This is a genomic window from Patulibacter medicamentivorans (assembly GCF_000240225.1).
Lineage (GTDB): Bacteria > Actinomycetota > Thermoleophilia > Solirubrobacterales > Solirubrobacteraceae > Patulibacter > Patulibacter medicamentivorans.
In genome coordinates this window covers 1-17,494 of sequence record NZ_AGUD01000081.1, presented here as the reverse complement: position 1 = coordinate 17,494, position 17,494 = coordinate 1, and the positions used below count along the sequence as shown (strand labels likewise).

Genomic DNA, 17,494 nt, shown 5'->3' with positions numbered 1-17,494 from the left:
GCCGCCGCCCACCGCGGCGGCGATCCCGGCAGCCGTCCGCGGGCGGCCAGCGCCTGGCCGGCGCCGATCACCAGCCCGGCGGTCGCGCCGCCGACCACGGCGGCGGGCAGGTCGTCGATCGGGCCGGCCAGGCCACGTGCGGCCAGGCCGGCGAGGGGGAAGGCGAGCGCGGAGGCGCACCAGGCGAGCAGCTCGCGGGAGGTGGACATGCCGTCGATCGTCGGCGTCGAAGCCGCGCGCGTCCAAGACCGGTTCCGCACCATCCATACTGGTGCGGCTATGGATCTCGCGACCGTCGCCGAGCTGGACCTGCGTCGCCTGCGGCAGTTCGTCGCCGTCGCCGAGGAGCTCCACTTCACGCGCGCCGCCGAGCGCCTGCACCTGTCGCAGCCGGCCCTCAGCGCCCGCATCCGCGAGCTCGAGGAGCGGCTCGGCGTGCGGCTGCTGGAGCGGACCTCGCGCAGCGTGGCGCTGACGGACGCCGGGGCGCTGCTGCTGGAGCGCGCCCGCCCGCTGCTGCTCGACGCCGAGGCGACCCTGGCCGCCGTCCGGGGCGCCGGCGGGATCGCCGTGCCGCTGCGGGTCGGGCTGATGGGGACGGCGGGCGCGGTCCTGTTCCCGCCGATCCGCGAGCGGCTGCTCGCCGAGCGCCCGGGCCTGCAGATCGAGGTCCGGGTCCTCCAGGGAGCGGCCGGGCTGCTGCGCGGCGAAGTCGACGTGGCGCTCTGCCGGCTGGATCCCGACCTCGACGGCGAGGTGACCGCCGGCCTGCGGATCGTCGTCCTGGACCGGGAGCCGCGGGTGCTGGCGCTGGCGTCCGGGCACCGGCTCGCCGATCGCGGATCGCTGACGATGGCCGACCTCGTCGACGAGGCGTTCCTGACCCAGCCGGAGGCGGCCAACCCGGCCTGGCGCGACCGCTGGCTCGCCGAGCAGCGCCGCCACGGCCTGCCGGGCCGGATCGCCGCCGAGGTCGGCGACGCCGAGGAGCTGCTGGCGCTGGTGTCCAGCGGCGCCGGGGTCTGCCTGGTCCCGCGGACGGCGGCGACCCACCACGCGCGGCCGGGGATCGCCTACGTGCCGGTCCGCGACGCCGAGCCGACCGTCACCAGCGTCGCCTGGCACGAGCGGGCGGAGACCGCGCTGGTGCGGGCGTTCGTGGCCGCGGCGCGGGCGGCGACGGCGGGACGAGCCGCCTGAGGTCTCGCGTCGTCGCGGTGGCTACGCGACCGCGGCGGCCGCCGCCACGGCCAGCTGGTCGGCGCGGTCGTTGAAGGCCTTGTGGGCGTGCTCGTCGCCGGTCTCGTGGCCGCGGACCCAGAGCCAGCGGACGGCGGCGTGGCGCCCCAGCTCGTGGTCGAGGGCGACGACCAGGTCCTGGTTCTTGACCGGCTGCTTGGACGCGGTCTGCCAGCCGTTGCGCTTCCAGCCGGCCAGCCACTTGGTCATCGAGTTCAGGACCAGCTGGGAGTCGGTGACGATCGCGACCGTGCTGCCCTCCGGCAGCGACCGCAGGCCCTCGAGCACCCCGGTGTACTCCATCCGGTTGTTGGTGGTCGCCGGGTCGCCGCCGGACAGCTCGACCGCGGTCCCGCCGCTCTCGGCCGGCGGGACCACGATCGCCGCCCAGCCGCCCGGGCCCGGGTTCCCCTTGCAGGCGCCGTCGGTCCAGATCAGGTACTCGCCGGGCCGCTGCTCGACGGTGTCGTCGGAGAGCTTCTGCTTCGGGCGGGAGCGGTAGGCGCGTCGTGGAGCGGGCATCGGCGCCGGAGGATACGCGTGCCCCGGCCCGCGCCGGGCGGTCCGTGTGGGAGGCCTCGCCGGACCGCGCTCAGCGGTGCCGCCAGGGGTCCAGGACTTCGACGCCGGTCGTCTCGAAATCGCGCCCGTTGCGCGTGGCCAGGCGGGCGCCGTTGGCGCGGCAGATCGCCGCGATCTGCCCGTCGGCCATGCCGATCGGGCGCCCGCCGCGCTCGCGAGCGGCGACGATCTCGGCGTAGTGCGCGGCGGCCGCGGCGTCGAACGGCAGCGCGATCCCCCGGAAGTCCTCGAGCAGCAGTCCCTCGACGGCGGTCGCGAGCAGATCCCGGCGCGCGCCCTCCGGCAGCCGTGCGACGCCGTAGCGCAGCTCGGCGACCGTGATCGACGTGAGGGTGACGACGCGGGCGTCCTGCGCGTCGACCCAGGCGACGACCTGCGGGGCCGGCGTGGAGCGGATCAGCTCCGACAGCACGTTGGTGTCGAGCGCGATCACCGGTCGAGGTCCGCGGCGCGCGCCGGATCGCTCGCGCGCGGGGCGAGGAGGTCGTCGGCCGCCAGTCCGCCGAAGCGCTCCCGGATCCGCGAGCCGAGGGCGATCGCGCTGCGGTCCTCGAGCAGCGTCATCCGCAGGATCTCGCGGACCTCGGCCTCCATCGAGCGGCCGTGCTCGGCGGCGCGCACCCGCAGCTTGGCCTTCAGGGCGTCGTCGAGATCCCGAACGGTGATCGTCGCCATCGTGTCGCCTCCAATGCGATCGTTGACAGCAATGCTAGCAACAGCGACTCAGAGGAAGCAGCGGCCCTCGCCGCGGTAGGTCGGGACCTCGTCGACGATCTCGTCGCCCTGGATCAGGAACAGCCGGTCGAAGCGCTCGCACAGCTCCCCGGCCTTGGTGTGGCGGAACCAGACCCGGTCGCCGATCGCCAGCCGGTCCGCGGCCTCGCCGAGCAGCGGCGTCTGGGCCTCGCCGGCGCCCTCCTGCCCGTCCAGGCGCAGGCCCTCCGGGTAGGTCGGCCGGGGCAGGCGGTCGGGGCCGGCCGCGCCGGACGCGACGTAGCCGCCGCCGAGGGCGGTGACGACGCCGGGGCCCGGTCGGCGCACGATCGGCAGCGCGAAGAACGCGGCCGGCGCGGGCGTGAACCGCGAGTAGGTGTCGAAGAGCGCCGGCGCCAGCAGGCCCGAGCCCGCGGCGACCTCGGTCACGGCGCGCTCGCTGGAGGAGGACTCGAGGCTGCCGGTGCCGCCCGCGTTGACCAGCGCCAGCGGACCTGCGACCCGCTCGACCGCGGCGATCGCGCGACCGCGACGGCGGGCCAGCTCGCGGGCCGAGAGTCGCTGCATCGCACCGATCGTCCGGCCCATCAGCAGGTTGCCGGGCCGATCGCCGACGCCGGCGATCTGGGACTCGTAGGCCATCACGCCGACCAGCCGCAGGCCCGGGCGCCGCACGACCTCGGCGGCCAGCGCCGCCAGCTGCTGCGGCGTGTGCAGCGGCGAGCGCTTGGCGCCGATCCGGACCCGTCCGCCGCCCAGCCACAGCCCGGAGTCCAGCTCCAGGCAGACGTCGACGGGGCGCTCCGCGTCGGCGCCGGCCCGCTCCAGCAGATCGAGGTGCTCGACCGCGTCGACCATCACCGCCAGCCGCTGGGGCGGGTCGGATGCCGATCCGCCGACCGCGACCAGCCGCCGCAGCGCGCCGCGGTCGGTCGAGGGGTAGGCGACGACGATGTCGTCGTGGCCGTGATCGGACAGCCACAGCGCCTCGGGCAGGGTCAGCGCCAGCACGCCGCGATAGGCCGGGTCGTCCAGCGCCCGCCGGATCAGCGCACGGCAGCGGATCGACTTCGAGGCGACGCGGATCGGCGTGCCGCCGGCGCGCCGGGCCATGTCGGCGCGGTTGGCGTCGAACGCGTCCAGGTCGACGCAGGCGAACGGCGCGTCGAGGCCGTCGGTGGCGCGCTCCAGGCGGGCGTGCTGGTCAGCGGAGCCGGTCATCGGGCGACCGCCGCCGCCGTCGACCCGACCGGGCGGGCGGGGCCGAGCACCTGGTCGGTGTAGGCGTTGGCGAACCGGCCGTCCGGGTCGAGTCGCGCGCGGACGGCGGCGAAGCGCTCGAACTCGGGATAGCGCGGGGCCAGCGTCGCGGCGGTCTGGAAGTGGCGCTTGCCCCAGTGCGGGCGACCGCCGTGCTCGTTGGCGATCGCCTCGACGGCCCGGAAGTACGGCTCCCACGGCATCCCGCGGTACATGTGGACCGCCAGGTAGCCGGTCTCGCGGCCGCGGGCGGGGGAGAGCAGCGCGTCGTCGCCGGCCACGAACCGGACCTCGATCGGGAAGTTGACCGCGAACCCCCGGCGGTCGATCGTGGCCAGGATCTCCCGCAGGGCGGGGACGGTCGCGGCGCGTGGCAGCGCGTACTCCATCTCGACGAAGCGGACGTCTCGCGGGCTGGAGAAGATCCGGTCCGAGCGGTCGGTGCGGACGCTGGTCCCGGCCAGCCGCGTGACCGCCCGGTTGAGCCGCGGGATCGCTCGCGGGACCCGCTTGCCGGCGCCGCAGAACGCCTTCAGCGTGTAGGTCTCCAGCAGCCCCTGCCGCAGCCACTGCTCCAGCCGGCCGGGCGGCGCCGCCGGCTCGTCGACCACGTCGTTGGTGCGGGTCAGCGCGCGCGGCGCGTGGGGGAAGGCGTACAGCTCGAAGTGCCGGTGGTCGGCGACCCGCTGGTCGACCGACTCTAGGACCTCCTCCAGCGGCGCCGTCGTGTCGACCCCGCGCAGGACGTAGGCGGGAACGCAGCGCAGCGTGACCGCGACCACGATCCCGAGCGCCCCGAGCGAGACCCGCGCGGCGCGCAGGCCGTCGGGGTCGTCGACGCCGTCGAGCGCGACCAGCTCGCCGCGGCCGTCGACCAGCTCGGCGCCGACGACCTGCGAGGAGATGTTGCCGAGCGTGCCGCCGGTCCCGTGGGTGCCGGTGGCGATCGCGCCGGCGATCGACTGGCGGTCGATGTCGCCGAGGTTCTCGAACGCCAGGCCGTGGGAGGCCAGCGCGTCGGCGAGGGCGTGGATCGCGATCCCGGCCTCGACCCGGACCAGCCTCCGCTCGCGGTCGATGTCGAGCACGCGGTCGAGCCCCGAGATGTCGACCAGGACGCCGTCGGTCATCGCGGCCGCCGTGAACGAGTGGCCGCTGCCGGCGGCCTTGACCGGCAGGCCGTCGGCGGCGGCGCGGCGGACGGCCTCCTGGACCTCGGGGATCGTCCGCGCCCGGACGATCCGCGCCGGCGTGCACCGCTCGGTTCCCGCCCAGTTCGTGAAGGTCGTGCCGCTGATCGCCATCGTCGCGCTCCTGTCGCTCTCCCACCGCGGACCGTAGGCGCTGGCGCGCGGGTTGTGAAACACCCGATCCGCGCGGGATCCACAACGCGTGCGTGCTGAGCGGCGCGCGGTCCAGCGGGCACGGCGCCCCGGGATCCCACGGTTCGCCCCGAATGGCGATGGCGATCGTGGGAACTCGCCGCCCGCGGTCAGGCGATCGACTGCTCGCCGCGCTCCATGCGGGCGACCAGCTCGGCCCGCTCGTCGAGCACGTCGCGGACCACGGCGAGGAACGCGTCGACCAGCGGTCCGCGCTCGTCGCTCCGCCAGGCGACGCTGAGGACCGCCGGCGGGTGGTCGTCGATCGGGACGTAGGCGATCGCGGGGTGCGGGGTGAAGCGGCCGGCCGCGGCCGGCGTGACCATCACCCCGACGCCGGCGGCGACGACGTCCAGCTCCTCGGTGTGCGAGGTGGTGTGCATCGCGATCCGGGCCGGCCGCCCGTCGCGGTGGTCGGCGAGCGTCCAGTGGGCGGTCCAGATCGCGTCGGCCGAGCGCCCGACGACCATCGGCTCGTCCAGCAGGTCGGCGATCCGGATGCTGCCGCGCCCGGCCAGCCGGTGGCTCCGGGTCATCGCGGCGACGACCGGCTCGTGGACCAGCGGCAGCAGCTCGATCCCGTCGCCGGCGAACGGCGGGCGGGTCAGCGAGACGTCGGCCCAGCCGGAGACGACGCCGGCCGACGGGTCGTCCCACAGGAACTCCCGCAGCTCGACGGCGACGTCGGGGTGGCGGTCGCGGAAGCCGTCGAGGATCGGCGCGGTCAGCTCGAGCGCGGCGCCGGGCTGGAAGCCGAGCTTCAGGGTCCCGATCTCGCCGCGGCCGATCCTGCCGGCACGCGCGATCCCGGCGTCGAGCACGTCGAGCGCGGTCCGCGCCGACTCCAGGAACGCCTCGCCGGCCGGCGTCAGCGCGACCCGCCGCGTGGTGCGGTCGAGCAGCCGCACGCCGAGCCGCGACTCCATCTCGCGGATCTGCCGGCTCAGCGCCTGCTGCGCGACGTACAGCCGGGCCGCCGCGCGCGTGAAGTGCAGCTCCTCGGCGAGGACGACGAACGACCGCAGCTGGCGGGTGGAGAGATCCACAACGGGAACATTGCAGGTCGGCAGGGCCGGCGGAGGGCGCGAGATCCGATGTTCGCCCCGGCAATCCAGGGGCGATCGTGGAATCTCGGGTCCGGCTCGACGCGGCGCGTCCTCAGCCGATCGCCCACAGGTCGACCGGCTGCGCCCGTCCGCGGACCGGGACCTCGCCGACGAAGACCAGCGACGCGGGCCGGGTCCGCAGCCGCTCGATCGTCGCGCCGGCCAGCAGCACCGCGTAGGGCTGCTCCTTGGTCATCCCCTCGAGCCGGGCGGCGAGGTTGGCGGCGTCGCCGATCGCGGTGTACTCCATCCGGCGCTCGGAGCCGACGTTGCCGGCCATCACCTCGCCCGAGGCGATCCCGACGCCCATCGTCAGGTCGTGGGGCAGGCCGGCCTCGCGCAGCTCGGCGAGGCAGCGCTGCAGCGCGGGGCCGACCATCTCGCAGCCGGCGGCGAGTGCCCGGTCGGCGTGGTCGGGCTGGTCGAGTGGCGCGCCGAAGACCGCCATCAGCCCGTCGCCGCGGAAGCCGACGTGGGTGCCGCCGTGGGCGTCGACGGCGTCGCTCATCGCCGTCAGGAAGCGGTTGAGGATCGCGATCCCGGCCTCGGGCGCGACCCCCTCCAGCAGCGCGGTCGACCCGCGCAGGTCGCAGAAGAGGATCGTCGCGTCGACCCGCTGGCCGCCGAGCCGCAGGTCGTCGGTCCGCGCCAGCACGTCGTCGACCACGTCGGAGGCGACGAAGCGCCCGAAGATCGCGCGGGTCCGCTCGCGCTCGATCGCAGCGTAGGCGGCGCTGACGCCGAGCGCCATCAGCGTGCTCAGCAGCAGCGCGACCGCCGGCTCGGCGACCGGCACCACCCGATCGGCGGCGACGAACAGCAGGTAGGCGACGGCGGCCAGCAGCACGCCGCCGAGGACCGCCGCGGCGAAGGTCGCGATCGGCCCGCGGCGCAGCGCGACGAGCGGCGCGAGAACGGCGGCCAGGAGGGTCATGAGCAGGCCGATCCACCCGGGGGCGCTGCGCAGGGGGACGCCGCGGAGCACGGTCGCGATCGCGTTGGCCTGCAGCTCGGGGCCCGGCGTGACCGCGTCGATCGGGGTCGCGTGGACGTCGCCGAGGGACGGCGCCGAAGCGCCGACGACGACGATCCGGCCGCGGAACGCGGACGCGGGGACCTGGCCCCGCACGACCTGGGAGAACGAGTAGCGGGGGATCAGCCGGTGCGAGCCGACGTAGTCGACCCACGTCAGCCCGCCGCCGAACGCCCGCCGGTCGACCGGATGGCCGGTGACCCGCTGGGCGACCGCGACCGGGAAGCTGACCAGGCCGTCGAACGAGGCGCCGAAGAGGCGGAGCACCCCGTCGCTGTCGAGGTCGACGGTCGTGTTGCCGGCGACGGCGCCGATCTCGTGGAGCAGGTCGTCGCCGCCGAGCACGCTGGTGCCGCCGTCCTCGTTGACCTCGGTGGTCGAGAGGACGATCGGCGGGGCACCGGCCACGGCCCTGACGAGCGCGTCGTCGTCGGTCGGCCGCTCCGAGGGCTCGGTGAACTGGACGTCGTAGGCGATCGCGCGGGCCCCGTCCCGGGTCAGGCGGCGGATCACCTGGGCGTGGTAGCGCCGCCGGAACGGGAAGCGGCCGAGCTCCTGCATCGTCCGATCGTCGATCAGGACCAGCGCCATCGGCACCGGTCCCACCCGTTCGGCATCCCCGCCGCGCAGGCGGAACCGCGCGTCGACGGTCGCGCGCTCGGCTTCGCGCAGGACCTTCCCGGCGTCTGCGGCGATCGCCAGGCCGGCAGCCGCCAGCACCACGGCGAGCAGCACGACCAGCCGTGATCGCCGCGTCCGATCGATCACCCGCTACCGCCGGATCTTGGCGACGTAGCGCTGGCCGGCGTTGACGATCGCGGTCCGGCGGCGCTCGAAGTCCTCGACCAGGACCGTGCCCTCGCGGACGCGGACCAGCGTCGACTTGCCGCAGGTGTCCTCGACCAGCCAGTTGGTCCCGCGAACGGTCGCGGCGGCCCGGCGACCACGGGTCCGGAACCTGCCCTTGCCGTTGCCCCACAGCCGCCGGCCCTTGCGCTTGGGCGGCTTCTTGGCGGTGGCGCGCGAGACCGTCGGGCGGCGGGCGATCGCGGCGGTCCGGGCGGTCGCGCGGCCGCTGACGACGGCGGCCTCGGGGTGGAGGCTGCCGTTGACGGCCGGCGCGCCGAGCCCGGGGTTCGCCGAGGTCCCGCGGACCGTCGTGGTCCGGCGCGCGGCCCGCTTGGGCGTGCAGTTCATCAGCTGGCCGGTCAGGACCAGGTCGACCTGGGCGTCGGCGCGGGCCGGCTGCACGACCTTGAAGCGGCCGTCGTAGAAGTCGGCGGTCTTCGTCAGCGGGGTCCCGGTGCCGATCGCGGCGGTCACGCGGACGTGGCTCTTGCGGGTGTCGATCTCGGTCCCGACGGCGACGTTCATGCCTTCCTGGGGCAGCGACGTCCACGAGCGGGCGCCGGGCTGCTTGAGCATGACGTTGGTCTGCTCCATCGGCTCGAGCGTGACCTGCTGGCCGGCGGTCGGCGAGGCGACCGGGGTCACCCGGCCGATGGTGTTGCTGGTGCGGGTGTACCAGAGGCTCCCGTCCGGGCGGCGGGTGACGTCGGGCGACGTGCCGGAGCCCGGCAGCGGGTAGCGCGAGGCGGCGCCCTGGACCGTCATCCGGCCGATCGAGTTGCGTCCGGCGGCCAGCTCGGTGAACCAGAGCGCGCCGTCGGGGCCGGCGACGAGCTCGCCCGGCTGGGTCGAGGTCCCCGGCAGCGGCAGCTCGGTGATCGCGCCCGCGGTCGTGATCTGGGAGATCCTGCGACCGGCCCGCTCGGTGAACCAGAGCTGGCCGTCGGGGCCGATCGCGATCGCGCGCGGGTCGGCGTTCGCGGTCGGGATCGGGAAGTGGCTGACCTGGCCGGCGGTGGTGATCCGGCCGATCGAGTTCGAGGCGGGCTCGACGAACCAGAGCGCGCCGTCGGGGCCGCTGACCATGTCGCCCGGCTGGCGGTTGCCGTCGAGCTGGTACTCGGCGTTGCCCTCGAAGGTGCTGTCGATCCTGCCGATCACGTTGGAGGCCGGCTTCGTGTACCAGATCGCGCCATCGGAGCCGACGGCGATCCCGTCGGTGCCGCCGGGGCTGGGCAGCGCCGGGCGGACGACGCTGCCGTCGGTCCGGATCCGGCCGATCCCGCCGAGCGCGTCGCTGAACCAGAGGTTGCCGTCGGGGGCGGCGGTGATCCGGGACGGCTGGGTCGGCGCGGGCGCGACGTTCTGCGGCGAGCTAGCGGGGAAGTCGGTGGCGGTCCCGGCGGGCGTCATCCGCCCGATCCGGCCGGCGCCCGGCTCGGTGAACCAGAGGTTGCCGTCGGGGCCGACGGCGATGCCCTTGGGCGTCGCCGGCGCCGGGAACTCACGGACCGACGCGGCATCGGCGGCGATCGGCAGGGCGAGCGCGCACGACGCTGCCAGCAGGGCGGCGACGGGAAGTCGCGCGGACCGGCGCGACAGGTGGCGGACCAGGGGCATGACGAGCATGATCGGGGGCGACCCGGGTCCCGACAACGCCGTCGATCACGGCCCGAGTGTAGCCCAGGTCACGCCTGCCGACGACGATTCCGGGCCGGGCGGGCGGGTCCGGGGAGGGCCTCAGCCCTCGGCGCGGCGACGCAGCGCGACGAGGTCGTGGCAGACGATCGAGCGCCGCGCGGTGGTCACCCAGCCGAGCTCGCGCATCTGGTGCAGGCCGCGGCTGGTCGCCTCGCGCGAGGCGCCGACCCAGCCCGCCAGGTCCTCCTGGGTCAGCGGCAGGTCGATCCGGGTGCCGTCCGGGGCCTCGTCGCCGAACCGCTCGCAGAGCTCGACGATCCGGGCCGAGAGGCGGCCGACGACGTCGTGGGCGGCGTGCTCGACGCGCTTGCGGTCGGCGTCGCGCAGCCGGTCGTTGAGGTTGCGCATCACGTAGAGCGCGGCGTCCGGCACCGTGGTGACGTAGTTGAGGAAGTCGTCGGGCGCGATCGCGAGCGCCTCGACCGCGTCGAGCGCGACGATCGAGGCCGAGCGCACGTCGCCGTCGATCGCGGACTGCTCGCCGACCAGGTCGCCGGGGCCGCGGACCGCGAGCAGCACGTCGCGGCCCTCGGCGGTGACGCGGGTCAGCTTGACGTGGCCGGAGACGAGCACGAGGACGCGGTCGCCGACCTGGCCGGCGTGGGCGATCGCGTTGCCGCGCGGGAACCTGCGGACGACGGCGCGGCGCCGCAGCTCGCGCTGGGCGTCCTCGCCGAGGGCGTCCAGGAACGTCCCGCCGACCCCGCGGGAGGCGCCGTCGACGGTGCGCGTCGGGCCGGCCACGGGGCGAGCGTACCGACCGCGGCGGCGGCCGACGACCGTTGGGAGCACGCGAGCGGTCGAACCTGCGCCGACCCGGCGGTCGCGGGAACCGGCCGACGGGGTAGCGTCAGGTCGGCCATGCCGATCCTCCACGTCCGCGCGCTGCCGACCCACGACCCGACCGACGTGCGCTCCGTCGTCGAGGGACTCTGCGAGGACGTCGCGGCGGCGACGGGGATCGCGCTGGCCGAGATCTCGGTGACCTGGACCTGGCTGGCGGCCGGCCACTACGCCACCGGCGGCACCGCGGGGGCGGCCCAGGCCGAGGACGAGCACCCGATCCTGGTCGACGTGCTGGTGGCCGACCGGCACCCGCAGGAGCGGATCGAGCGGCTGCTGCTGGCGGTCGCCGACGGGCTCGGCCGGCGGACCGAGGTCACGCGCGAGAACGTCGTCGTGACGGCCGTCCCGGTCCGCAGCGGCCACGTCCTGGGACGCGGTCGGATCGAGCGCTGGTAGCCGCGGGAGCGCCGACGGGGTCGACGGACCTCAGCTTGGAGCGATCCGGGCGGGCGCCGCGCCGTCGCGGTGGCGGTCCTTCAGCCGCTGCGTCAGCCGCGCCGCGCCGGCGACGTCGATCTCGATCGCGCCGAGCGCGACGGCCTGGAACCGCATCGGCTCGGGCAGGTCGTAGTGGTCCTTCCACGGCCGGCCGGGCTTGGTCTGGAGCCAGGCGCGGGGCAGGCCCAGCTTGGCCGCGAACGCGAACAGCTCCTCCAGGTCGTCCGCGCGCAGGTGGCACCAGAGGCGCTCGCGCCAGGGCCAGATCGCGGGATCGACGTAGACGGCCATCGTGCGCTCAGGCGTCGGGCGCCTCGTCCTCGTCGGCCGCCGCGGTGATGCCGGCCACCGGCAGCGTCCCCGCCGGGGCGTCGGCGAGGCACCGGTAGACCAGCGTCTCCTCGTCGTCCGCGCCCTCGACCGCGTACAGCAGGTGATCCGGTGCCTCGGGACGCTCGATGTGCAGCCGCGCGAAGAACCGCTCGTCCGGCCCCGGCATCTGCACGTACGGCAGCCGGTGCGCCAGCAGATGGGTCTCCCCGTCGAGCGGTCCCCCGACGAAGCGCGCGTTGATCGGATCGGCCTGGATCATCGGGGAGATCGTGGCAGGTGGCCGGCGGAGGTCGCACGATGCCCTCGCCCTCGGCGGTCGCGCCCGAGATCGGGGCGCTCCCCGATGCGGGCGGTCCGGCGGTCTGGGAGGTTCCTCGTCGTGCCCCGAACGTCGACGGGCATGCGCCGGGCGACCTGCCGGCGGATCGCCGCCGGGTCGCGGCGGCGCTTCACCATCGCTTCATGTGGCGCTGAGCAGACTGGCGCTCGCCCCGTCTTCACCGGCCCCGAGGAGCCCGAGATGTCCATCACCACCATCACCCGCACCGCAATCGCCACCGTCGCCGCCTCCGCGGCCCTGGTCGCCGTCGCACCGGCCGCCGACGCGGCCGCGCCGACCGATCCACAGGCCTCGTCGCAGCAGCCGCTGAGCATCCTGCGAGTGCCGCAGGCGCTCGACCTGGCCGGCCGGCCGCTGCAGGACGTGCCGGTGCTGGTCGCCGACACCGGCCTGGACCTGCAGCATCCCGACCTGGCGCCGCGGCTCTACGCGCTGCCGTCGGCCGTGGCCGCCCCGTCCGCCGAGGGCGCCGGGGGCACGGTCCAGGCCGGCCGACCCGGCTGGGACCTGATCGGGACCAACGCGCCGGGCGCCCTGGCGCCGGATGACGATCCCGACGACCCGCCGGGCGGCAGCGGCCACGGCACGATGGTCGCCGGCGTGCTCGGCGCCGCGTGGAACAACGGCGTCGGAGGTGCCGGGGTCGCCCCGAACGCGCGCTTCGTCGCCCTGCGGACCTGCTGGGACGGCGACGAGTGCTTCCAGTCCGTGCAGGCCCCGGCGATCGACTGGGCCGCTGCGCGCGGCGCCCGGGTCGCCAGCTTCAGCTGGCTCTCGGGCCCGCTGGAGGACGGCCTGCGCGACGCGATCGTGAGCCATCCCCAGACGCTGTTCGTGACGATCCCGTCGGGCAACGGCGGCGCCTTCGACGCCGACGGCGACGACCCCCAGCCGTGCGGCCTGGATGCGCCGAACGTGCTCTGCGTCTCGACCTCGGCCCCCGACGACGGCCTCGACTGCGGCGCCTTCGGCCCGCGCAGCGTCGACGTGGCGGTCCCGACCCGCAACAACATCACGACCACCAACGGCGGCGGCTTCGGCCCGACGTCGTGCGCGACCAGCTTCGCGGCGCCGACCGCGGCCGGCGTGGCGACGATCCTCTTCGGGATCGACCCGTCGGCGTCGCCGGCCGACGTTCGCGCCGCGATCATCGACAGCGCCCGCAAGGTCCCCGCATGGGCCGGCAAGTCCACCAGCGGCGGGATCGTCGACGCAGCCGCGGCCGTGACGCTCTTCCAGCAGCGACGCGGGATCGCGCCCGGCAACGGCGGCGGCGGGGGAGCCGGCGACTCGCAGGACCGCACCAAGCCGTCGCTGACGGTCGGCGGCGGCCGCGTGAGCCGCGGCTTCGCGTCCTTCTCCGTGCGGGTGAGCGAGCCGGGGACCGTCCGCTTCGCGATCGAGCGACGGCTGAGCGGACGCCGGGCCTCCGGCCGCTGCCGGCCGGCCACGGCCGCCAACCGCCGCCGGCCGCGCTGCGTGCGCTGGGCCGCCCAGCGGACCCAGTCGATCACGTTCCGCGACGGGACGGCCGGCGTCGGCGCCGACGCCAAGACGCGCAAGGTCCGGCTGGCGATGAAGAGCTCGAGCGGCAAGCGGCTCCCGTCGGGCACCTATCGGGTGGTCGTCCGGGCGACCGACGCGGCGGGCAACCGCAGCGCCACGCGCACCGTGACCCTGCGCTGAGGCACCGGCGGGACCATCGAGCAGCTGAGCCGTCGCGCTGCGCTCTCGCGGCGTGACGGCCCCGAGAACACGAGAAGCCCTGGAAAACCAGGGCTTCTCGGCATGCCGGAGGAGGGACTCGAACCCCCGACACGCGGATTATGATTCCGCTGCTCTAACCGACTGAGCTACTCCGGCGGGGGTCGCTGAGTGTAGCGGGAGACGGCGCGGGAGGGTGGTCTGGGAGCGGCCGGCTCGCGCGTGCGCCCCATCCCGGCGGACGCGCGAGCCTGGTGCCCCTGCGTGACCCTCGCAGCTGATCAGCCGACGCTGTCGACCTTGATCGCGGTGACCTTGGCGTCGCTGACGGTCAGGTCGCCGCCGGCCTCGAAGCAGAGGACGGTGATGTCGGACGCGCCGCCGGTGAGGTCGGCGATGCCCTGCATGGCGACGGGGATCTCCTGGCCGACGTCGGACGGATCGAACTCGGCCTGGTCGATGGTCAGCAGCCCGACGACCTTGCGCAGCGTGCAGCTGGTCGGCGCGGTGCCGGCCGAGCTGGCGGTCAGCTTGGCGTTGATCACGTAGCGCCCCGGCCCCAGGCTGAGGGTCTGGACGACGCGGGTGCCGGCGCCCTGGACGACGTGGCTGGCGACCGCGTTGGCGAACGCGCTGCTGGTGCCCGAGGGGCCGGCCGGGCCGGCGGGACCGGCGGCTCCGGTGTCGCCCTTGGGCCCGACCGGGCCGCCGGCGGGACCGGCGGGACCAGCCGGCCCGGTCTGGCCGCGCAGCGCCTTGCGGGCCGAGGTGCTCAGGTCGGACAGCGCCAGCGATCGGCTCTTGACGTCCTTGCCGGTGATCGAGTTGTTCTTGATGTCGCCGCCGGTGATCAGCTTGGCCGCGGTAGCGGTCCCGCCGAGGGCCAGGACCAGGCCGAGGGCGGTGACGAGGGCGAGCAGGCGCGAACGCCGGATCGACTCAAGGATGCGTTGCATCGTGGTGCTCCTGTGGTGGTGTGGGGGGCGGCACCGGACCGGTCATCGCGCCCAGCACCGACGCCAGCGCGGCCCAGCCCCGGAAGGGGAGGTCGCGCCCGGCGGCGGTGCGCACGCGCCCGGTGATCGGCTCGACCTCGGGGTCCAGCTCCAGCACCAGGACGATCGGCGTCGGTGTCGTCATCGAGCACCACCTTGGCCCGGCGGCGGCGCCGCGTCGTGAGGGACGACCCCCCTGTTCGCACCCCCTGGATCAGCGGGACGGGGCGCCCGGGGGCATCTGGCCCGGGGCGGCGGTCCCCCGGTCGCGCGCGATCGGCGCGCCCGCCGGCCCGGCAGCGACCGCGACGCCGTCGAATCCGGTCCGCCGGACGATCGCGTGCTGCAACGCCGCCGCCGTCGCCACGTCCAGCTGCGCGATCCGGCCGCGGCGCTTGGTCGCCAGCACCGTCGAGAGGGTGGCCAGGCCGCCGCGCCGCTGCAGCGGGTTGCGGTGGACCGCCACCCGCTGCACGCGGCCCGGCACCGCCAGCAGCGTCACCCGGCTGATCCACCACGAGCGCAGCGCCAGCGTCCCCGGCGTCAGGTGCCAGCCGGCGGCCCGCCAGCGCGCCTGACCGGCCAGCGCGCCCAGCAGCGGCCCCAGCAGTCCCAGCAGCGCCAGCCCGCCCGGCAGCAGCAGCGCGCCGGCGACCCCGACGACCGCGCCCGCGGCGACCGGCGCCGTCAGGTAGCGGCGCCAGGCGCGGGCCGGGGGACGGTGCAGCCGCGCGGGCCAGTCGAGCCCCGGGACCAGCCGCTCGAGCAGCGCCGGGACGGCGTCGCGGTGGACGAGCGGGACCAGCGTCCGGGTCAGCTGGTCCTCGCCGCTGTAGCCCGCGACCTCGACCTGGATCGTGGCGTAGCGGAGCGGCCGCCGCAGCAGGCCCTCGACCACCCGCACGCCGTGGACCCGGTCGAGCGGGACGGTCCCGGTCCGCTCGGTCAGCAGGCCCCGCCGCACGCGCAGGCGGGTTTCGTCGCGGGTGACGGTGAACTCGGCGAAGGCCAGGACCGTCCCAATCGTCGAGACGACCGCCGCGACCAGCAGCGCGCCGAGCGCCAGCAGCGCCAGCGTGCCCGGCCCTGAGTGCGTGAGGGTGTTGCCGGCGTCCTCGGTCAGCCGCTCCGGCAGCAGGTCGCGGGCCTGCGACGCGAGCGATCCGACGGCGACCGCCACGATCCCCAGCTGCGGGCCGGTGAGGGCGGCGATCAGCAGCTCGCGGGCGGTGATCGCGTAGACGACGGGCGCGGGAGCCGCGGGCGATGGCGCGGCGACCGTGGCCGGCCGCTCGGGGTGGGGAAGGAGGCCTGCGGCCGGCCCGGGCGCGCTCCCGTGCCCGAGCGCGCCGCGCAGCCGCTCGGCCTCGTCGAAGGTGACCGCCTCGAGCTTGATCTCCGCCTGCTTGCCGCCGCCGGCCGTCTGGACCTCGAGCGACACGAGCCCGAACAGCCGCTGGATCAGCCCGCGGCTGCTGTCGACCGCCGACACGCGCGACGCCGGAACGACCCGCTCGGAGCGGCTGAGGAGCCCGCTGCGCAGCCGCAGCGCCCCGTCGACGACGGCGTAGCGGGTGACCCGCCACTCGACCACCGCCGCCCCGACCGCGATCGCGGCGAGGGCGATCAGCGCCAGCAGCCCGGTCTCCTTCAGGGCGACGACCAGGCCGATCGCGGCCGGGACCAGGTTCTTGGCGACCTTCAGCCCGCCGATCAGCAGGTAGGCGGGGTGCAGGCGCCGCTCGTCGGCCTCGCCGGGCGCGGCCGGACCGGACGGTGCCGGATCGGTGGCCGCCGCGGGCTCGGGTGCGGGCTCGGGCGCGCCGGCTCCCGGATCAGAGGTCATCGGGGATCCGGGCGAGCGTCGCGACCCGCAGGCGGATCCGCTCGGCCTCGTCGCGATCGAGCGCCGGGATCCTGACCGACCCGGCGGCGGTGTGGAGCTCGATCTCGGCCAGCCGCATCTGGCTGCTGAGCGGCCCGCGGTGGAGGTCGACGTGCTGGACCCGGACCATCGGCACGACGGTGCGGGTGACGATCACCAGGCCGTGGTGCAGGTCGACCTCCTCCTCGCCGATCGCGTACCACCAGCGGCGCCGGCGGATCGGCGGCAGCAGGGCGATCGCGGCGGCCGCAGCGACCCAGGCGACGACGACGATCGTGGTCGCGAGCCCGCCGGGCGCCCCGGAGGCGACCGCGGCGACGGTCGCGGCGATCGCCAGCGGCAGCGCCACGATCGCGGTGCCGATCCGCCAGTAGGCGACCGCGCGGTCGGAGAGCCGCTGGCGCCCGACGTCACCGGGCAGCGGCGGACCGGCGGAGCGGGGGGAGCGCTCGTCGTCCATGGCGCCACCCTACGGCTCGTCAGGGGGCGCCGGCGCGGACCGACCGGACAGGCGCCGCGGCGGACGCGGCTCGGCTAGCGTGGCCCCGCATGGACCGGCCGGCCGCGACGACGATCCCGACCGACGCCGCCGATCCGCGGTTGCTGATCGCCGTCCCCAACGTCAGCGAGGGGCGCGACCGAGCCGCGGTCGCCGCCGTCGGCGGGGCCTACGCGGCCGGCGGCGCGCGGCTGCTGGACACCCACGTCGACGCCGACCACCACCGCGCGGTCCACACCCTCGCCGGCACGCCGGGATCGCTGGCCGGCGCGGTGGCGCGCGGCGCGCGGGCGGTGATCGAGCGGATCGACCTGCGGACGCCGCGCGGCATCCACCCGCACGTCGGGGCGCTGGACGTCGCGCCGATCGTCTTCCTCGACGACCGGCGGCGGGGAGCGGCGATCGTCGAGGCGCTGCTGCTCGGTCAGCTGCTCGGCGAGCTCGGGCTGCCGGTCCTGCTCTACGGGCTGCTCGGCGACGGGCGCACGCGGGCGCAGGTCCGGCGCGGCGGGCCGGCGGAGCTGGGCCGGCGGCTGGCGGCGGGCGAGCTGCGCGCCGACTTCGGGCCGCAGCGCCCGCATCCGACCG

Annotated in this window: 20 protein-coding genes, 1 tRNA gene and 1 pseudogene; 5 read left to right on the top strand and 17 right to left on the bottom strand. The window is 75.9% G+C overall.

All coding sequences use genetic code 11. From position 1 onward, the window contains the following. Positions 1-209, bottom strand: a 209-nt coding sequence (locus tag PAI11_RS07670; protein ID WP_040599052.1) for a hypothetical protein, incomplete at its 3' end; no start/stop codon positions are given. A 70-nt stretch (positions 210-279) separates the two neighbouring features. On the opposite strand from PAI11_RS07670, the gene PAI11_RS07665 reads away from it, so the two are divergent. Beyond that, a complete protein-coding gene (locus tag PAI11_RS07665) occupies positions 280-1,200 on the top strand; it encodes a LysR substrate-binding domain-containing protein (protein ID WP_040599050.1) in 921 nt (306 codons plus the stop codon). Positions 1,201-1,221: 21 nt separating this feature from the next. Here PAI11_RS07665 and PAI11_RS07660 read toward each other — a convergent pair whose 3' ends face one another. From PAI11_RS07660 to PAI11_RS07620, 9 genes are all read right to left on the bottom strand, one after another. Further along, on the bottom strand, positions 1,222-1,761 hold the full coding sequence (locus PAI11_RS07660) for a ribonuclease H family protein (protein ID WP_007572654.1): 540 nt from the start codon (positions 1,759-1,761) through the stop codon (positions 1,222-1,224). A 70-nt stretch (positions 1,762-1,831) separates the two neighbouring features. Then, positions 1,832-2,254, bottom strand: a complete 423-nt coding sequence (locus tag PAI11_RS07655; protein WP_007572653.1) for a type II toxin-antitoxin system VapC family toxin — start codon at positions 2,252-2,254, stop codon at positions 1,832-1,834. Beyond that, on the bottom strand, positions 2,251-2,496 hold the full coding sequence (locus PAI11_RS07650; RefSeq protein ID WP_007572651.1) for a FitA-like ribbon-helix-helix domain-containing protein: 246 nt from the start codon (positions 2,494-2,496) through the stop codon (positions 2,251-2,253). Before PAI11_RS07650 ends, PAI11_RS07655 begins: the two co-directional genes overlap by 4 nt. Positions 2,497-2,544: 48 nt before the next feature. Then, the gene (locus tag PAI11_RS07645; RefSeq protein WP_007572649.1) at positions 2,545-3,756 is read right to left on the bottom strand and encodes an amino acid deaminase/aldolase; all 1,212 of its coding nucleotides are present in this window, start codon (positions 3,754-3,756) and stop codon (positions 2,545-2,547) included. After that, positions 3,753-5,099, bottom strand: a complete 1,347-nt coding sequence (locus PAI11_RS07640) for a D-arabinono-1,4-lactone oxidase (RefSeq protein WP_007572647.1) — start codon at positions 5,097-5,099, stop codon at positions 3,753-3,755. The genes PAI11_RS07645 and PAI11_RS07640 overlap by 4 nt, the downstream gene beginning before the upstream one ends. Before the next feature lie 188 nt (positions 5,100-5,287). Further along, positions 5,288-6,223, bottom strand: coding sequence for a LysR family transcriptional regulator (locus PAI11_RS07635; protein WP_007572645.1), 936 nt, complete (start codon positions 6,221-6,223; stop codon positions 5,288-5,290). A gap of 112 nt (positions 6,224-6,335) precedes the next feature. Beyond that, positions 6,336-8,084 (bottom strand): CHASE2 domain-containing protein, encoded by a 1,749-nt coding sequence (locus PAI11_RS07630; RefSeq protein WP_040599048.1) that lies wholly within the window; start codon positions 8,082-8,084, stop codon positions 6,336-6,338. Between the two features lie 3 nt (positions 8,085-8,087). Further along, positions 8,088-9,785, bottom strand: coding sequence for a Vgb family protein (locus PAI11_RS24110; protein ID WP_007572642.1), 1,698 nt, complete (start codon positions 9,783-9,785; stop codon positions 8,088-8,090). A 120-nt stretch (positions 9,786-9,905) separates the two neighbouring features. After that, on the bottom strand, positions 9,906-10,610 hold the full coding sequence (locus tag PAI11_RS07620) for a Crp/Fnr family transcriptional regulator (protein WP_007572640.1): 705 nt from the start codon (positions 10,608-10,610) through the stop codon (positions 9,906-9,908). 117 nt (positions 10,611-10,727) lie between these two features. Here PAI11_RS07620 and PAI11_RS07615 point away from each other — a divergent pair, with 117 nt between their 5' ends. Next, complete coding sequence (locus tag PAI11_RS07615) at positions 10,728-11,108, top strand: hypothetical protein (RefSeq protein WP_007572637.1); 381 nt, start codon at positions 10,728-10,730, stop codon at positions 11,106-11,108. Between the two features lie 30 nt (positions 11,109-11,138). Here PAI11_RS07615 and PAI11_RS07610 read toward each other — a convergent pair whose 3' ends face one another. Continuing rightward, positions 11,139-11,441, bottom strand: a complete 303-nt coding sequence (locus PAI11_RS07610; RefSeq protein WP_007572635.1) for a DUF4031 domain-containing protein — start codon at positions 11,439-11,441, stop codon at positions 11,139-11,141. 7 nt (positions 11,442-11,448) lie between these two features. After that, complete coding sequence (locus tag PAI11_RS07605) at positions 11,449-11,742, bottom strand: hypothetical protein (protein WP_007572633.1); 294 nt, start codon at positions 11,740-11,742, stop codon at positions 11,449-11,451. A 38-nt stretch (positions 11,743-11,780) separates the two neighbouring features. Between PAI11_RS07605 and PAI11_RS26925 the strand changes: the two genes are divergently transcribed. Both PAI11_RS26925 and PAI11_RS07595 read left to right on the top strand, forming a co-directional pair. Further along, positions 11,781-11,957 carry a hypothetical protein gene (locus tag PAI11_RS26925; protein ID WP_007572631.1) on the top strand — a complete coding sequence of 59 codons (177 nt, stop codon included), beginning with the start codon at positions 11,781-11,783 and terminating at the stop codon, positions 11,955-11,957. Positions 11,958-12,003: 46 nt separating this feature from the next. Next, positions 12,004-13,509, top strand: a complete 1,506-nt coding sequence (locus PAI11_RS07595; RefSeq protein ID WP_040599042.1) for a S8 family serine peptidase — start codon at positions 12,004-12,006, stop codon at positions 13,507-13,509. Positions 13,510-13,612: 103 nt separating this feature from the next. On the opposite strand, the gene PAI11_RS07590 is transcribed toward PAI11_RS07595, so the two are convergent. The 5 genes from PAI11_RS07590 to PAI11_RS07570 form a co-directional block, all read right to left on the bottom strand. Continuing rightward, positions 13,613-13,686, bottom strand: a tRNA-Met gene (locus PAI11_RS07590). A gap of 122 nt (positions 13,687-13,808) precedes the next feature. After that, on the bottom strand, positions 13,809-14,483 hold the full coding sequence (locus PAI11_RS27775; RefSeq protein WP_007572627.1) for a hypothetical protein: 675 nt from the start codon (positions 14,481-14,483) through the stop codon (positions 13,809-13,811). Continuing rightward, positions 14,467-14,667 (bottom strand): hypothetical protein, encoded by a 201-nt coding sequence (locus tag PAI11_RS07580; protein WP_007572625.1) that lies wholly within the window; start codon positions 14,665-14,667, stop codon positions 14,467-14,469. The genes PAI11_RS27775 and PAI11_RS07580 overlap by 17 nt, the downstream gene beginning before the upstream one ends. Before the next feature lie 69 nt (positions 14,668-14,736). Beyond that, positions 14,737-16,368 carry a PH domain-containing protein gene (locus tag PAI11_RS07575; RefSeq protein ID WP_007572623.1) on the bottom strand — a complete coding sequence of 544 codons (1,632 nt, stop codon included), beginning with the start codon at positions 16,366-16,368 and terminating at the stop codon, positions 14,737-14,739. Further along, complete coding sequence (locus PAI11_RS07570; protein ID WP_007572621.1) at positions 16,358-16,867, bottom strand: PH domain-containing protein; 510 nt, start codon at positions 16,865-16,867, stop codon at positions 16,358-16,360. Before PAI11_RS07570 ends, PAI11_RS07575 begins: the two co-directional genes overlap by 11 nt. Positions 16,868-16,956: 89 nt before the next feature. Here PAI11_RS07570 and PAI11_RS07565 point away from each other — a divergent pair. Next, a pseudogene (locus PAI11_RS07565) lies at positions 16,957-17,494 on the top strand (hypothetical protein); the annotation flags it as partial.

Bases quoted from the DNA above. Each gene is read 5' to 3' on its own strand.
- PAI11_RS07660 (WP_007572654.1), bottom strand. From the start codon at position 1,761: ATGCCCGCTCCACGACGCGCCTACCGCTCCCGCCCGAAGCAGAAGCTC.
- PAI11_RS07595 (WP_040599042.1), top strand. From the start codon at position 12,004: ATGTCCATCACCACCATCACCCGCACCGCAATCGCCACCGTCGCCGCC.
- PAI11_RS07665 (WP_040599050.1), top strand. From the start codon at position 280: ATGGATCTCGCGACCGTCGCCGAGCTGGACCTGCGTCGCCTGCGGCAG.
- PAI11_RS07615 (WP_007572637.1), top strand. From the start codon at position 10,728: ATGCCGATCCTCCACGTCCGCGCGCTGCCGACCCACGACCCGACCGAC.
- PAI11_RS07610 (WP_007572635.1), bottom strand. From the start codon at position 11,441: ATGGCCGTCTACGTCGATCCCGCGATCTGGCCCTGGCGCGAGCGCCTC.
- PAI11_RS07605 (WP_007572633.1), bottom strand. From the start codon at position 11,742: ATGATCCAGGCCGATCCGATCAACGCGCGCTTCGTCGGGGGACCGCTC.
- PAI11_RS07575 (WP_007572623.1), bottom strand. From the start codon at position 16,368: ATGACCTCTGATCCGGGAGCCGGCGCGCCCGAGCCCGCACCCGAGCCC.
- PAI11_RS07640 (WP_007572647.1), bottom strand. From the start codon at position 5,099: ATGGCGATCAGCGGCACGACCTTCACGAACTGGGCGGGAACCGAGCGG.
- PAI11_RS07570 (WP_007572621.1), bottom strand. From the start codon at position 16,867: ATGGACGACGAGCGCTCCCCCCGCTCCGCCGGTCCGCCGCTGCCCGGT.
- PAI11_RS24110 (WP_007572642.1), bottom strand. From the start codon at position 9,785: ATGCCCCTGGTCCGCCACCTGTCGCGCCGGTCCGCGCGACTTCCCGTC.
- PAI11_RS07645 (WP_007572649.1), bottom strand. From the start codon at position 3,756: ATGACCGGCTCCGCTGACCAGCACGCCCGCCTGGAGCGCGCCACCGAC.
- PAI11_RS07650 (WP_007572651.1), bottom strand. From the start codon at position 2,496: ATGGCGACGATCACCGTTCGGGATCTCGACGACGCCCTGAAGGCCAAG.
- PAI11_RS07580 (WP_007572625.1), bottom strand. From the start codon at position 14,667: ATGACGACACCGACGCCGATCGTCCTGGTGCTGGAGCTGGACCCCGAG.
- PAI11_RS26925 (WP_007572631.1), top strand. From the start codon at position 11,781: ATGCCCTCGCCCTCGGCGGTCGCGCCCGAGATCGGGGCGCTCCCCGAT.
- PAI11_RS27775 (WP_007572627.1), bottom strand. From the start codon at position 14,483: ATGCAACGCATCCTTGAGTCGATCCGGCGTTCGCGCCTGCTCGCCCTC.